The sequence below is a fragment of the Spirochaetales bacterium genome (assembly GCA_016930085.1).
Classification (GTDB): Bacteria; Spirochaetota; Spirochaetia; order SZUA-6; family JAFGRV01; genus JAFGHO01.
Map to the genome: position 1 here is coordinate 1 of JAFGHO010000115.1, position 16,416 is coordinate 16,416.

The 16,416-nt window shown below is 47.4% G+C and carries 12 protein-coding genes; 3 read left to right on the plus strand and 9 right to left on the minus strand.

The genetic code is table 11. The features are described from left to right. From JW881_19340 to JW881_19355, 4 genes are all read right to left on the minus strand, one after another. Positions 1-994: hypothetical protein (locus JW881_19340; protein MBN1699679.1), on the minus strand; the 994-nt coding region annotated here is incomplete at its 3' end. Positions 995-1,051: 57 nt separating this feature from the next. Beyond that, positions 1,052-2,503: a hypothetical protein gene (locus JW881_19345; protein MBN1699680.1), complete on the minus strand. Its 1,452-nt coding sequence runs from the start codon at positions 2,501-2,503 to the stop codon at positions 1,052-1,054. 96 nt (positions 2,504-2,599) lie between these two features. After that, the gene (locus tag JW881_19350) at positions 2,600-4,651 is read right to left on the minus strand and encodes a hypothetical protein (GenBank protein ID MBN1699681.1); all 2,052 of its coding nucleotides are present in this window, start codon (positions 4,649-4,651) and stop codon (positions 2,600-2,602) included. Positions 4,652-5,095: 444 nt separating this feature from the next. Beyond that, positions 5,096-6,310 carry a hypothetical protein gene (locus JW881_19355; protein ID MBN1699682.1) on the minus strand — a complete coding sequence of 405 codons (1,215 nt, stop codon included), beginning with the start codon at positions 6,308-6,310 and terminating at the stop codon, positions 5,096-5,098. A 371-nt stretch (positions 6,311-6,681) separates the two neighbouring features. On the opposite strand from JW881_19355, the gene JW881_19360 reads away from it, so the two are divergent. Then, positions 6,682-7,794, plus strand: coding sequence for a hypothetical protein (locus tag JW881_19360; GenBank protein MBN1699683.1), 1,113 nt, complete (start codon positions 6,682-6,684; stop codon positions 7,792-7,794). On the opposite strand, the gene JW881_19365 is transcribed toward JW881_19360, so the two are convergent. Genes JW881_19365 through JW881_19375 form a run of 3 tightly spaced genes read right to left on the minus strand, consistent with a single transcriptional unit; the run spans position 7,791 to position 9,833 of the window. Further along, entirely contained in the window at positions 7,791-7,949 is a 159-nt protein-coding gene (locus JW881_19365) for a hypothetical protein (GenBank protein MBN1699684.1), read from the minus strand. The two genes, JW881_19360 and JW881_19365, sit on opposite strands and share 4 nt — an antisense overlap. Further along, on the minus strand, positions 7,930-9,132 hold the full coding sequence (locus tag JW881_19370; GenBank protein MBN1699685.1) for a terpene cyclase/mutase family protein: 1,203 nt from the start codon (positions 9,130-9,132) through the stop codon (positions 7,930-7,932). The genes JW881_19365 and JW881_19370 overlap by 20 nt, the downstream gene beginning before the upstream one ends. Beyond that, entirely contained in the window at positions 9,132-9,833 is a 702-nt protein-coding gene (locus JW881_19375; protein ID MBN1699686.1) for a hypothetical protein, read from the minus strand. Before JW881_19375 ends, JW881_19370 begins: the two co-directional genes overlap by 1 nt. Positions 9,834-10,153: 320 nt before the next feature. Between JW881_19375 and JW881_19380 the strand changes: the two genes are divergently transcribed. Further along, positions 10,154-11,731: a hypothetical protein gene (locus JW881_19380; protein ID MBN1699687.1), complete on the plus strand. Its 1,578-nt coding sequence runs from the start codon at positions 10,154-10,156 to the stop codon at positions 11,729-11,731. A 186-nt stretch (positions 11,732-11,917) separates the two neighbouring features. Then, positions 11,918-12,838: a zinc ABC transporter substrate-binding protein gene (locus tag JW881_19385; protein MBN1699688.1), complete on the plus strand. Its 921-nt coding sequence runs from the start codon at positions 11,918-11,920 to the stop codon at positions 12,836-12,838. A gap of 40 nt (positions 12,839-12,878) precedes the next feature. Here the strand turns inward: JW881_19385 and JW881_19390 are convergent, their stop codons facing one another. After that, complete coding sequence (locus JW881_19390) at positions 12,879-13,538, minus strand: response regulator transcription factor (GenBank protein MBN1699689.1); 660 nt, start codon at positions 13,536-13,538, stop codon at positions 12,879-12,881. Positions 13,539-13,560: 22 nt separating this feature from the next. Continuing rightward, entirely contained in the window at positions 13,561-16,383 is a 2,823-nt protein-coding gene (locus JW881_19395; GenBank protein MBN1699690.1) for a substrate-binding domain-containing protein, read from the minus strand. Between the last annotated feature and the right edge of the window lie 33 nt (positions 16,384-16,416).

Here is a 16,416-nt window from a genome sequence, read left to right on the forward strand (position 1 = left end):
CCGGATCCCCGTCATACCGGAACTGGTAGGCGGTTTCGATATTTCCCATATAACAGGTGTTGAATCCCAGAAGGCTTACCGCGTCCTCGTCATCGAGATAGAAACTCATTTCCCCGATATGGAGCCTGTCCCCCCCGGAAGAATCGTCGCCGCAGAACCCTGCAGGTCCGTAGCCGTGACCCGTGATGACGAGGGCGTCATGGCGGGCGGGAAAATTATGTTTACAGAATGATATGAACTTTTTTAAGGTATTGGCGTCCCCCATATTCATTTCGCGTCTGGAAGAAAGGCTTATTTCGGGAAACTCGGGGGCACCGCCGATACGGTGTATACCGTACCGGTTCACGGCAAAAAGACGAGTGTCGGTAAAATCGGTCTCTTTAAATCCGTAGAATGCCATGGGCAGTTTTTTGTCGAGGAGAACGACGATATTGATCCCGCAATACTCGTGGTACCCGGTGATGAGTTCTTTCAGGTTGAAAAGAATATCGGCTTCCAGATTGTTGTCCGCGTTCATGTACATCATGATCGTCCAGGTTTGAGGCTCGATCGAATCGTCGATCGAATAATAAAGTCCGAAATCTCCCGCCTCCGTTTCCGGTTTTTGTTCGATCCTGATGTAGATCCGCTCGCATGAAGAGGCGGTCAGCGAAAACGGCCCATCTTCACGATTCTCCTCATAGGGCGTTTCCATGTCCTCATGAAAAAAAGAGGCCGTGATGTCGCCCGAGTATTCGGGATCGTTGTCTTTGTCATACACATTGATATCGTAGCGGCAGCCGTCTGAAGCCTCGAACCAGAACCATTGCTCAGGCCCGTCATCGAGACGGCCGCCTTTCGTCTCCCCGCGGACAAGATTATTCAACGTTTCATCGCCTTCACCCGGTGAGTGAGGATCCGGACATGATACAAGGAGGAGTAACCAAACGATAATCGATAGCACCGGGAGGAAGTTCGTTCCTGCACCGGGTTGCCGTTTTCTTTCTTTTCTCATCACACTCCTGTTTCGATATACCTGCCTCGTTTTCTTAACGCGTTATCCATTATACCACTATTCCTTCGGATAATCGGTCATAATGCATTTCCGGCGCGTTATGACGATATCTTCCTTTCTGTCGACGGGCGTTACAGCGAGATCCGCGTCGCCCGCCGAAACCCTGCTGTGGGCGATCGATGAGCCTTTTCTTTCGAGCTTAGTATCCTTTTTCGGCTGGGCGGATTTCCCCTCCCCGTCGATGACGAAGAGCCACATATCGTCATAACCCAAACCAAAGGCGTAGGTGCGCCCCGCGATCACATGGCTTTTTTTGTCGTGCAGGACCCGTATCCCGCATAATTCATCGTCGCTTATTGCTTCTTCACCTCCATAGCCCGCCTCCCGGACGATTATCCCGATGGAGTTCAAAAACAATACCACCCCGTCATGGGGCTGTTCTTCCCCTTCCGGCGCCGTATTCCCAACAACGATAATGCCGCCCTCTTCCGTGATTTCCATGCCCGCGCATGACTCTTCGAGACTCGTGCCGTAGACATTCTGCGTGTGAATCTCCCCGTTATCCGGCATGATTTCAAAGACGAGGATGTCCGACCCCCCTTCGCCGCCGCTTGCACTCGCCCCGCCGATCACGAAGGTTTTGTCCGGGGTCTCCCTGATCTCGGACGCCGTATCCCTGCCGCCGGCCCCGTATATATCCGCAAACGAGCTCTCTCCGGCGACCAAATCCCCGTCCGTGTTGACCCGGAACACGCATATCTGGCTTTCGTTTGGCTGGCTTATATTCGCGATGCTGTTGCCGGCGACGGTGTATCCCCCGGATGAATTGAGACACGCGTCGGCGCAGGTCTCCTCCGTCCCCGCGTTGTACCGCTTCGACCATTCGACATTGCCGTCCCTGTCGACCTTGAACAACCATATATCCGCATTGTTGCTGATCGCGGCGAATTGATCGAATGTCGCGGCAACCACGAACCCGCCGTCGGCGGTACTAAGAACGGCGGCCGGAATATCAGAAGAGCGGCTGTCGCCATATGATTTCTGCCAGAGTACGGCGCCGTCTTTCGAGACTCTGGTTAATAGAACATCCGCTTTATTGATACTGCCGATCCTGCTCGCGGCGATATACCCCCCGGAGGCCGCGCACCGGACGACGCCGCTTTTGACCGAAAACTCATCGTCCTTTTCTTCGAAGGTCATTGCCCAGAGGATTTCACCGCTTGAAGCGGTTCTGTACATCACCATTTTATAATATGCGCTCGAGGACCACGACATCGAGTTTCCGACGACGATATAGCTTCCATCGCTGTCGACCGCGATATCGGTGATGTTTTCCCTGCTCTGCCCCCCGTATGCCTTCGACCAGTATGAAATCGCAGGGTCCTCAGGCGGCGGGGTGCCGTATATATCGTCGAATCCGATACGTTCGCAGCCCGAACAGCATAAAAAAATACCCGCCGCCGCGGCGATACCGATGATCGTATTGCGCTTTTTTCTATCACTATTCATTTTCAATTCCTCCTTATGAAAGGATGTTGCCTGTCCGATGCGGTTACCATACGCCGCATAACCAGAACGCGCCGCCAGGCGCCAAACACGGCCGGATTACTCGATTGTCCCGAGATTCAGGATCAATTGTTCCGCCATGTCCCTGACGGCCGTGGGGCTTTTCTTGAGTACCTGCCAGCCGCCGCGTCTATCGCATACGTACAGCACGCAGAAAAAATAGTTGCCGTATTTGAAAATATAGAACTCGCGTTCTTTGGTCGAAAGCGATCCCGTTTCATAATAGACGCTCTCTCCCGACAACCCGATGATGCCGCTTTCGATGGTAAAAGCGGGATCCTTTGTCACGACCAGGTCCATCAGGGGAAGTACCGTCGCATTATTCACAAAATCTTCGATTGAATACTCTGCTGCGGCGGAAGGGCAGCGTACGAGTCCGGCATGGAGTACCTCACGGGTTTCACCGGCGACCGCCCCGGCGTATGCCGCTTTCGCGTACCAGGTGACCTGGCAATCGTAAATAAAGGAGTTATCCACCTGGGTGAACTCCTCGTAATAATACCCTGCTTCATCCTCTGAGGTCGTCCTTATGACCTCGATTATCGACTCTTCCAGTGCGGCGGACGTCGTGTTTCCTTCCTCCCATTCGACCTCGCATCCCCGCCGTTTCAATGCAAGAAGGGTATCGTAATTGGGCAGTCCCGGTGAAATTTCCATGGCATTGTCCGTCATGGAGAGCTCGAGAAGATTTTCCAGATCATTGAAGGCGCCGATGTCGTCGATGCTGTTTCCGTCACAGTCGCAGACCCTCAGATTGGTGCAATAAGCGAGCGGTTTGATATCTATAATCTCATTGTCGTCGATACATAGTTCTTCGAGGTCAACGAGAAAAGCCAAATCGGGAATCGCAGAAATCATATTTCCGCCGAGATTCAGGGAATGCAGGCCGTCCAGGACCGCAAGTCCGCTAATATCGTCGATACGGTTGCGGGCGAGATCGAGATCGACGAGCAGTGTCAGGGGATAGAGGAAAAGAATCGATTCGATCTCGTTGTCCGCAAGTGTCAGATACCGCAGCCCCCTGAGCCCGCTCAACGCATCGGGTGCGGTAAGACGGTTATCGTTCAACCGGAGTCTTTCGAGAAGGGGGAGGTTTTGCATCCCGGTAATCGTCGTCATCAGGTTATGGGATAGTTCGACGACGCGTAAAGCACCGCAATCGTTGATGCCGCCCACTGCCTCGATGCCATTGTCGTTCGCGTACAACTCCTTGAGCCTTCCGAGATTGTTGAAACAGTCGAGCCGCTCGATATTGTTGCCGTCAAGACGGACTGTCTCCAAGAATTCGAGATTCTCCAGGGCACCGGCGTCGGTAATACTGTTTTCGGCAAACGACACCTCGATCACATTGAGGAGACCGGCCGAAAACATGATATCCTCGAGGCCGCAGCGTTCCATGACCAGTTTCGTCAATCCCGTCATCACTTCGAGGCCGTCCGTATCGTCGATGAGGCAGTCACGGACCGATAATTCCCTGAGCTGTATGCAGGAAGTGAGATCGGAAAAATCCCCGATATGACCGCCCGCTATTTCGAGCCGTTCCAGCATCGGAAGCATCATTATTTCATTCAGTGACGAAGCGTCTTCGAGCCTGATGGAAGTGACCGCCTCGAGATCTTCCTGATACAGGTTTTCTTCCCATTTTTTGAGGCTGTTTCTGACAGCGTCTTCCAGAGCATGGTTTTCGAAGGTGATAAAATCGTCGATGAAACCGCTGTCGGGATTCTCGATTAAAACGGTCTCATCTTCGAAAACAGCCCCCACGCGGTAGAAGTAGGCGGTGTGGTATTGAAGCCGGACTTCCTCCCCCGTCATCCTCATATCGTCATAGAAAAGCTCAAAAACGACCGCGATTTCTTCATATTCCCCGTTTTCCTCATCCGAACGAAAAACATTGTATTGAACAGCTTCATCGAGAGAATTCCATCGTATCCGTATTCTGTCATTATAGATGCCGTCACTCGCATCGAGACCTTCAACGTGGGGCGTCGGTGTTTGAGAAGGCCGGGGAGGGCCGGGCTGATCGGGAGATTCGCAGCCCGCGATACATATGATGAGTATGGCAAAAAAAGCCGCTATGGTTTTTTTCACAATGTGACCCCGTTACCTATCTTTCTGTGCGGTTAAACGTTATGGGACGACAGGAAGCACTATCTCTTTGAAAAATCAAGCAAAACAACAGCCGGCTATTAATTTCTTCCCCCCAATATCGATTGACTATAGCACAGAAAAGCCTGTTTGTAAAGCTAAAATTATGGAATTCCTTCGTATTTTATAGTACGTCAGGACAATCGGCTCCGATACGGATCGATACCGGCATTACGGCAGGAGAGGGACCGGATAGACACCGAAAAACAAATATGTCAGATAAAAAATCGGTCATACGGGATTGAAAAAGGAAGAGTTTTGAAACGTTTTGAGACTTTTTCATAACCCGATTAGTCCGAACAGGTATATTTATGCCGTAAAATGCCGTCTTGACCGGAAATTTCGGACATATGAACCCCGGGCCGCACACCCAAACAATCAGGAATCCTAATCCGATACAACATTGATCATCTGGGAAATGATCGAATCATCCATACTCCAGTATTGATTATTCTTTGTATACGGAAGAACAAACATTTTATAAAGTCCGTTGCCGATCCGTATATTGTTTTCTCCAAAAGGAAGAAGCAGATTGTCCTGGCTTTCAGTGCCGAGATAATAGTCATTACAATAAACCTGATTGTTCCCGTTCCCGACAGGTATCTCCGCCAGCCCCACCTGAAGCTTTTCCTTCTCAGAAAGTATTGAAAGAGCGATTATAAACGAGTTTTTTCTCATGATGGCGGCCAGCGATTCCAGCGTAAAATCCACAAAGGGATAATTGTAGCTGATTATGAGTTCCCCGGATTTGTTGTCCATCACGGAGACCATCAGGACATTCAATGATTTCGAAAGCAGAATATCCGTGTTCACCACATAATCATAATCGTCGGATACCAGGGGGTACTCGTATAAATAATCACCCATGTTGTCATTACCGGTTTTAAACAGCCCCGTCGTATGAAATGAGTAAAGAAGAAGTTCGTGAAAAAAATGATCGCTTTTCATGATATCGGTCCCGTTGAGTTTCGTGTAATTGACCTGCGTCAGTATAGGTGTTTTTGTCGCTTCGACTTCCGTATAATAAATCAGATATATATTCGACCGCTTGATATAGATATTCTTTCCGGCCAGATAATCATGTTTTCCGTCGTATCGCAGGCTGATTTCCTCTGCGATATCCTTGCATGCTTTCAATAGAGCCGGTCTTGTTTTTTTGACATCGGTTGTGGAATTCTTGAAAAAACGCATATAATAAGTCGTGCCTAAAGAATCATCGAGCGGATAAATTGTGATCTTCAATCCGGTCTTGTTGTTTATCTTGAAAACAATTCCGTGACAGAGAAAATCGACTTCAAATCCCGCCTCTTTGATTCGTTTTATTATTGTCGCTACATTTTCCGCTTTATCTTCTTTATAGGCCGAATCAAGCCATTCCCGGATACTGAACGGCTCGAATATTTTTTGTTCATGCATTGTCTGGGCCATACACTTAACGGTTTCCCACGCAATTTCTTCCCCGACCGCCGTCGTATATTCAAAGGGGATAAAGGCTATTTTGGGTGTCTTTCCTTTATCGGAATTATCCTGGGAATAACCCAAAAGAGTAAAACCCGGGAGAAAGAAACATATGAAAATAATGATTATCTTGTCTTTTTTCATAACGCTGTCCCCATAACATACAATATTTTCTTTGCCTTGAAGGCACGGTTTCACATAATATCACAGTCGTATAAGATATTCAACCTACTCTTGGCAGTAAAAAACAATCCATCCGTAAACCCGTTCCATTTACGGACCTTGATAATCCGACAATCCCATGTTTCAGCAGCCGTGAAAAAGAAATTTAATGAAATTTTCCTTTTACATACCATACATTATATGGTACTATTATCCGGAATCATGACATTCATCATGATATATTTTTAATTAATGCACCGGCGTTCAATAAGGGTATCTCACCAATAGTATCGATGAAAAGCGTTCCAACGCAAAGAATAAAAACGGTGCGATAGAGGCGGATAGACAAGGTCATGAAAAAAGCAACTGTCATTCTGTTGTATCTATATCTTTCTGGTTGTATATGGGGGGCTAACGGGGAACTCCCGAAAACAGCCGTCATCGCCCTTCGGTTCGAGGATCAAAGGGACAAGCAGGCGGAAACGGTCGTGGATGGTATCCTCGAAGAGATCGCGAATACTAAGAAATTCCGCATCATTGAAAAAGAGAAGATTGAATCACTGCTCAAAAACCATAAACTCAAACCCTTCTCGGATATAAACAAAGACGACATCGCCAAAATAGGGGAAGAAGCCGGAGCGGATTTTATTTTCATACCGTCTATGAGAAAAAAGAACAGAAACGATTACTATTTCTATCTCGAGGCCCTCGAGGTCGAAACCGGATTAACCAAAGCCGACATGAAAAAAAAGGTGGATCCGTCGGCCGATATGAAAGAAATCATCTCTGATACGGTCGACTATCTCACCGGGAGAGTGCTTATCGTCGAACTCTATTTTGAAAAAAACAAGGACTACTTCACCGGTGAAAGCCCGAACCGGAACACAACCGCTCCATCATTACCCGATACCACCGAACTTTTCGGCCCCCCCGTAACGGAGGAGACCACGACCGACTTTTTTGAGACCAATCCTTTTTTTATCTCCTTTTCCGGGGCGTACGCCCTCCCGTTGAATCTCGTCTCCGAGGATTTGCTGACGACCTACGATCTGACGCTTCTCGGAGATTATACGATGCTTCATGTTACTGACTGGCTCATTCTTTCCTTGTTCCTCAAAGCGGAGTTCTTCACGCACGAATTGACGATCTCACAAGCGGAAGGCTATAATATCTATATCGCCGGTCTCTACGGAGGGGCCGGATTGTCGGTCGACCTTCCATTCTTCAGACCCCCTTCCTTTCATTTATACGCGGGAGCCGGGTATGCGATTACCTTCTTCGATCCGATTCATCTCGACGAAACAAAATCATCAGGCGCACCTGTTGTGACAGGTGTCTGTGACATCCGCTACAACATCACCGAAAAAATATCATTATTCGCCAGGGTATCGTATAGCCTCGTTATTTTCATGGACTGGATGCTTCACGACCTGCAGGCGGGCGGCGGCCTTGGCTTTCGTTTCTAAAGCGACCGGCTGCTACCGGTAACGGGCAACAATCCGCCGTAAAAGCCGTTCTCCGAACGGAGGCGGCATTTTTGAGCGACGAGAATAAGCGTATCGAAATACACCGGCTTTTCCCTGATCGAAATCGATAGTTCCCTACCCGATATCCTTCTCACTCAACCCTTTGAGTGCGAATTTCATGGCCAGCACCGAATATGCCGTTGCCAGTTCCATAATATTCTCCCAATACCGTCCATTATCGTTGACCCAGTACCCTTCCGGTTTCTGGAGTGAAATCATCTTCTTGATGATATCTTCACGCCACACGTGGCGCTGATTATTTACGTCAATCAGCGCAGTGATTCCCAGGGAATATAAACATTTCGAAAAGGTCATATAATAATAATAGAGTGAAACCGTTCCGAACTCCGGATTCTCCTCGAGAGTATAGTGCTTTCGGATCCAGTCGAACGCCTTTGCGATACGGATATCCGACTCCTTGACATCGGCATAAAGAAGGCTTTTGACACCCGCGTATGTCATCGATCCGTAGGAATGGCTTCTGTCTTCCTTGTATGCTCCGGTCTCGTACATGAATCCCCCGTCATCGATCGTCCTGTAGGGCATCGGATTAATCGCACTTAAATTCTGGCACCGCGCAAGAAACACGAGGGCTTTTTCCCAATGCAGCCCCCTCTGTTTATTCTCTGTTTCCGCCTTTTCAGCGCTTTCCGGGAGTACCGAAAGCAATGCTTCTTCATAGACTTCTGCCGCCTTGATCGCTTCCAGGGCAAGATGTGTATTGGAAAGATCCGGCCTCGTATCGCCGCCGTAACCGATACCGCCGTAATAAACATCATCGCTCTCGATGCCCTCCCCTTCATCGCATTGAAACTTGATGAGAAAATTCTTTGCGCCCTTTATGATGTCCTTGTATTCTTTCTTGCCGGCCGCGGTAAACGCAAGCAGGGCAACCGCCGTGGTGTAATTCCTGTATTCATTCAGATATATTCCGCCGTCGTCCCTGACAAAACCCTCGAGATATGCATACCCCCGGTCAATGGAGGATCGTATTTTTTCCGAATCGATATAACCGGGCGTTTCAACCAGCGCATAAAGCACGAGTGCCGTAATAGCCGGATTCGTCTTCCATGAACCATCCTGAAGCCGGCTTCCCGCGAGCCAGTTGTAAGCGACCTCAAGACTGTGTTTCATCTCATTCTTCAGGCTCAATGGGAATTGATAACCGCTTTCGCGGACGGCTCCTTCTATTGAAATTTCTTCTCCCTTTTCAGAACAGGAAAGAAAAAAAACGAAAAGCAAAGACAGGATACAATAAAAAAGTATTCGTTTATTCATCAATTGACTCCTTTTATTATCAGCTGGAAGGTATCTTCCATTGTATATGCGAGCGGTGCGGCCATCTCGAAACCGTATTCGCCGCGATATGGATTACCGGCATTGGAGAGAAGATTAATGACGGAGGTCAATTCGGGCCAGATGCTTATATATATCCTCGAATAATCAGCCACATACTTGTTGTTCCTATCAAATCCCGCTCCGGTAAATACCCATATCAGTTCCTCTTCCGCGCCGGATTCCCTGTTTCGGATAAGGGAATATATCGGAATCTGCCTGCCCTCATGCCATATTTCGCATCGTAAAAGACACTTTTTATCCTTTAACAAGGTAACAGCATCGTCATTCTTCAATAATGCATGGTATTGATCGAAGGGCAGGGGCTCGTACCCTAGAAGAAGGAGGGCAAAATGAAGTTCGGAGGGATTATTCCCTATGATCTTCAACACACTTTCATAGGTTTGCCCCTTTTCACACACAAGTAAAAACTCAAGAATTCCTTCAGCGATCGCGAGTGAACACTTAATCCTTATTTCTTTTTTTTCACTATCGATGGTGATATGCTCGATTGTTTTCACCGATCGATCCGCTGAAGCATTATCCGATACATCGTTTTTACCGCCGGTTTCCGCATATGAACATAGGAGAAGCCATATCGCGTAAATAATGATAAGAATAATCGTATTCAGTCTGATTTTCATCGCCCTCATTCCCCCTCATCTGCATAGATTATCGATATAAAGGCCGGTTTTGTCAATGGGATGCGGTCCTATGGGTACTTTTCCACTGGTGCTTTCCCGCGGGGACTATCCCCTATACCCAGCCGGCCGTTGCGTCTCATGTTTTTTTCTTGACTCGCAAGGAGATATTCATTATGATTTTATCCGTAAGCGATGGATGAGGGAAATATCTCTATCGATACGTCATACCGGAAAAGGCCGACATATCATCCGGTTATATGTGTACATGCCCTCACAGCAGCGGAAAAGCTGTTTATATCGTTTCATAAAGGAGATTATCAATGAAAAAAATCATCCTCTTATCATGTCATTTTATATTTTTTGTGTGCCATGTTTTCCCTCTTGGAGTGGATGTCGACGAATTGAAAAGCTCGGCCGACAGCAGAATAACCTTCATCAATTATGAAGGAGAACTTCCCCAGTATGAAGCGGAGGAGATCAGGGAATGGGGAGGAAAAATTGCCCGTGATCTTGATGAAGGGAAAAATACCGGAGTATACGGCAGCTTCTTTTCCATCGTTCATGTCGTCGACCCGGCGGAAAAGGGAAAATTCGACGCAGATATTTTTTCAATCTCGAGGAGTGGCGGGGTGAGACACATCGACACACTCAGGCTCATCCTCCAGGGTTTTTTCGAACGGCACTACGGTTATACTCGAAAGGATTCCCAGACACTCGCGTTTTTTGTCACTATTTATAACGCTGTACACCGGGGTGATGTTTCATATTTATCGACAAAATACAAGCAAAAGGTGATGGGATATCTGAATGAAAACAACGCGGGACTCGCAACGAATTACGTCGAATGGCCCGGGGCGACAAAAATCCTCATCCCGTTGAGTGAATTCGCCAAAAAGGGTGATATCAGTTCGCTGGATACAAAAGAACTGACGGAAAAAGAGACGATCGATGCGGTACGAGAAAAAGAGGATAAAGGAATCAAGGAACGTGAGGAAATGATCGATCTCCAGGACAGGCAGATCGTGGAAGATGAAAAACGTGTCGAAGAGGACAAAACCAAGATTGAAGAAGATAAAACCAAGATTGAAGAAGACAAGGCAAAGCTTGAAGAAGACAAGAAGAAGGTTACGGACATCAAGGATGATGAGGAGCGGGCGAAGGAAGAGGAGCGGATAACGAAAGAAGAGGAACGGATAACGAAAGAGGAAGAGCGGATAACGAAAGAGGAAGAGCGTATCATAAAAGAAGATGAGAAGATCGAAGAAAAGAAAGACAAGGTAAGTGAAGACAAGGAAGAACTGGAAAAGGATAAAATAAAAGAAGAAATCAAAAAGGATCCGGACAAGTTCGTCGATACCTACTTTGAGGAGAAAAAGGAAGAAGACGAGCGGATTTATCGAGGGAAATTCTATTACCTCAAGGTAAAGGAATGGTTGACTGGGGGTCACTATAATAACGAAATGTACATATTCGATGCCCCGACCGGCGAAACAGTGGCAAAATCTCCGAATAATTTTATCTGCGGAAGGGAGTATAATGTCTGGGCAAATGGCGTCGTCGTTATATCGCATAAAGGCAGCCATCAGGAAGGCCATTATCTGACGCTTCTTAACCTCGAGACACTCGAAATGACAACGAGGGGAACGAACGATATCTTCTGGCGAAGTTTCGTCGAAATCAAGGGAAACTACATTTATGCGATCACCGTTGAGGGGGGGAAATATTACCTCGGAAAATTCGATTCCAAATGCGCACTTGTCGCACGTTCCGCAGACGAGGTCGATCCCAATACTTTTTTCACATTTTACGACGACCGGATCTATGTAAACAGCGTCGATAAAAAAATTCTCGCAATAAAAACATCCGACCTTACGACGATCGGCACTATTTCCCCGTAATACTTCCGGCCCGGAAGCCGACGGGGTCATTTGTCCCATCGTAAAACAAGTCGATATAAGCCCGCGGATGAACGCGGGTTTTTTTTTTTATCTTGACCAAAAAAAGGAAAAACGATAGCGTATTACATAGTAATACTACATTGCGTTCTGCTTCCCATACCGCAGAGGCAAAAAGGGGTATAAACAATGAGAAGAAAATTCATGCTGTTTCTCTTCCTCCTCCTTGTCGGTCACATTCCAAATGAAAGCGCTGCCCTGGGCGGGGCAGAGAAACGGGAGAGTAACCATATCCGGGCCTACTGCAGCATTCTTCCGCTTGTTTATTTTGCCGAACGTATCGGGGGGGAGCATATCATGATTGAATCGCTTGTTCCGCCGGGGGTGGAACCGCACACATTTGAACCCACCTCCCATCAGATGGCGGCAATATCCCGGGCGGATATGTATTTTAGTATCGGTCTTCCTTTTGAAGAGATTCTCCTGCCCAAATTGAAGGATTCAATAAAGAACCTCGTCGTCATCGATACGAGTGCCGGTATCAGTCGTCGCCGGCTACCGTCAACCGGACATACGGACGATCGTGAAAATCACGGCGATCACGAAAACGGTCATGGACATGGGGCGGAAGATCCCCACATCTGGCTGAGTCCGACCCTGGTCAAGCTGATTTCATCCCATATTCTCGATTCCCTCATTACCTTCGATCCCGGCAACAAAGACTCGTATAAAATGAATTATGAAGCTTTCATGAACGACATCGACCGCCTGAAAAAGAACCTCACGGACCTGTTCGATTCGGACAAAGGAAAGAGGTTTTTGGTATTTCATCCTGCTTTCGGTTATTTTGCCGACGAGTTCGGATTACAACAGGTTGCCGTTGAAATCGAAGGGAAAGAACCGTCAGCCAAACAACTCGCGCGTCTTCTCGAATTGTTAAAAAAGGAAAATGTAAAGATCATCTATACCCAGATTCAGTTTTCACAACAGAAAGCCATGATAATAGCCCGACATCTTTCAGGACGCATCATCGCGATCGATCCGCTTGCAGAGGACTGGTTACAGAATATTGAATCGATGGCAAAGGACATAAAAAAAGGAATATTTTGAATACTCCGATACATACGATCGGGGATATCCCGCACATCAATTACATTTTTTGGCTTTGAATCCATTTGATTGCATGTTTGCGCAGTTCCGCGGCGTTATCGAGCATCAGTTTTGTCTTGATATGCGCCCGGTAGGTTTCGACTGTTTTGACACTCAGATTGAGTTCTTCAGCTATCTGGATCGGTCCGAGCCCTTTGCCGATAAGCAAAAAAACTTCGAACTCCCTGTCACTCAATTTATCGATCGGATTATTTTCGAGTTCGCTCTTGCCCTTTATCATACCCATCAGCATTTTATCATGCATGGCTTCACTGATATATACTTTACCGTCGAGAAGCTGATGTATGGCGGTCAACACCTTTTTCGAAGCTTCCTGTTTCATGATGTATCCCCGAGCCCCCGCCTTCAAAGCCCTCTCCGCGTAAAGGGCTTCATCGTGCATAGAAATGACCAGAATGATGAGACCGGGATATTTTGAATTGAGTACCTTTATCAATTCAAGGCCGTTCATCCCCCGCAGGGAGATATCGACAAGGGCAAAATCCGGCACGTTCGTAATTATCAGGTTGAGGGCTTCTTCCGCGTCACCCGCCTCTTCAATGACGGAAAAGTCCTTCTCCTGATTGATGAGTTGTTTGAGTCCTGCCCTGAACAGCGGATGATCATCTATAATAATGAAGGTTGTCTCTTTCTTTTTCATTCGATTCTCCTCATTCTCTTTCTTAACGTCGTATCGTACAGGACAGACACGTGCCCCTCTTCCCGTTTCGCCGAATATCCAGTTTTCCTCCTATCATATTCGCACGATAATTCATAATTCTCAAGCCCATACCCTTTGAAAGTTTATAATTTTTTGAAATTCCACTCCCGTTGTCGCGGACAACGAGTGAAATTTCATCCGCCTGCGCCCTGAAATCAATCTCGATCAAGTCCGGTTCCCCGTGCCTGATCGCGTTATTCACCGCTTCCTGGGTTATCCTGTACAAATGCAGGGCGGTCGAATTGTCTTCGACCGGTATTTTATTAATTATATGAAGCGAACATGAAATATCAAACTGTCCCTCTATTTTTTTTGAAAGTTCTTCGAGCATATAAGGAAGACCGTTTTCTTCCAAAGCGGCCGGATATAATCCCCTGGCCAGACTCCTCGTTCTTATTATTGTCTCATTTATCAATTGAGAAATGACCGCGGCTTTTTCCGCGTTGGCGCTGTCGGTTTTTTTCAGGTTATTCTCGAGCGCGGAAACCATGACGGCGATTCCCGCCATATTCTGACACAGGTCATCATGGAGATCCTGGCCGATCCGTCGCTGTTCCTTTCCGCTTATTTCAAGAATTTCCTTTTCAAGCCGTTTCCGCTCCGTGATATTATAAAAGCCCGCCAGTACACCCTCTTCTCCCCGGAAAGCGAGGGTTTGAAACGAAGCGATCACAGAGAAAGAGGACCCGCTGTCATGTTTTGCGGTCAATTCGATATGGGAGAGCGTTTTTGCCGACCTGAGATTTCCGAGTAATTCCTCGATGTATTGCGGATCGGAAAAAAACTGTCGGATTTTCTTTCTACTCAAGCTTTTATCCTTCAAACCGAATTCGACCGTAAAGGGTTTGTTCGAATAGAGGAGTCTGCCATCCGACATACGGAAAATAACAAGGGGAATCGGTGTGGCCGACGTAATTACCCTCAGGTTTGTCTCACTCTCCTTGAGGGCGGCATCGACTTTTTTTCGTCTCGCTATCTCCTTCTGAAGCTGCCTGTTGGCCTTGATAAGCTCGCTTGTTCTGGCCGTGACTTCCCTCTCGAGATTTTGCGCGTAGTTTTTTGTCTCCTGCATGAGGAATGCCCCTTTCAAGGCGCTGCTCAGCTGCTGCCGCAATGCGTCGTAGATCGTCGTTTCCGGCACCGACATTTCAAAGATAATAAATCCCAGCTGTTCGTTCCGGAAAAAAAGCGGTTCGAGGATAAAGGGGTTCGACGTTCCTTTGACGATTTCCAAAGAAGGCGCGAGGCAATCGCTTTTGAACCTGATACCGCGCTGCGGCAGTTTTTTCAGTTTACCCCTGTCATACGCCAGAAGAAGATATGCGTAATACGGAAAATCCTTTTCCTTGTCATAAACGCTGAAATAGCAGCGGTCGATACCGAGCTTACGCATGGATTCGGTGATGACATGAATCAGATTTTCGATATTGAACGAGGTGATCAAAGCATTGCCGACCTCCCATAATCTCCCGGAAAGCCGTTCCGATTCCATGAGTTTGTAACCCTGAAAACGTTGTGAAATTTCCGCGATCAGCTCCCTCGCCTGTTCCAGCAGGTATTCGACCATGAGAAGCTCTTCCCGATTGAGCCGATAGGTGATGATCGTATCCCTGATGAGGGAAACGACACGATGCCAGGAAAGCACGTCATGGTCGGAGGATATAAAAACGCGGAGAATCCTGTTGAGCCGTGAAATAAAATGTTCGGTATTGTTGGTTTTGACATCCGTATAGAATGCGTCGACAAGCTGGATAATCCATTTATCGAGGTTGTCCTTTTTATTCAAAGTATACGAATAACCGCCCCCCTCCCGGCACTCCTTTATTACTTTTTCCCGGAAAATGCCAAAATTCGTGTGAAGCGGTTTCTTATTCGAAGCGTTTATATTTATAATCGAAGGAACTTTTTTATCCCTGTGGAAACAGCCGCATGATTCCCTGACAATAAGGCGTGTGGGGAGTACCGTTCGTTCGCCGACCGGTTTATGCGCGAGCAGGTCGAGCATGGTCTCCATCGCCTTTCTGCCTTTTTCCAGAATGGGCTGATAAACCGTCGTGAGAGGGGGATTACAGTAGCTGCTCGATTGAATATCATCGAATCCGGTGACCGCCATATCGTCAGGCACATTTATTCCCGCACACCGTAACGCCTCGAGCGCTCCGATCGCCATATAATCGTTTGCGGCGAGAATGACATCAAAATCCCCCCCGCCTTTTTTCAGCAGGACATCCACCGCCTTTACTCCCGATTCATGAACAAAGTCACCGGCAACGATAAACTCATCATCGAGTTCGAGGCCGAATTCCCTGAGCGCCGTCCGCAACGCGCGGATTCTGAGTTCTACTTCATTTTGTTTTTTGGGTCCGCAGACAAAAGCGAATTTTCTGTAATCATGATCGAGTACGAGATGGGAAACGAGTTGCCGGATACCGATCGAATTATCGACCTCGATACCCGGAATCCCTTCGTAAGAATTCCCGACGGCGACAACGGGAATCGGAGAAAAAGAGGCGCAAAACTCTTTCATCTCATTTTTTTTCAGATAGACCCCGATGATATTCGATAGAACGATGAGTCCGTCGATATTATCCTTTCCCGCGAGCTTGTAGACGATATTCGCCTGGCTTTCAAACGCCTCATCGGAATCGATTTTTTCGCCCGGGAAATAAATGAGATTGACGCCCTCTTCCTTCGCTTTTTCCGTTATACCTTTCCACAAGATTATTTGATACTGGGCATCGAGTCGCGGTCCGAAAAAACCTATAGTCGGGTATTCCTTTTTCATTCTTCGTTTTTTATATCATACCCTTATTTCAGC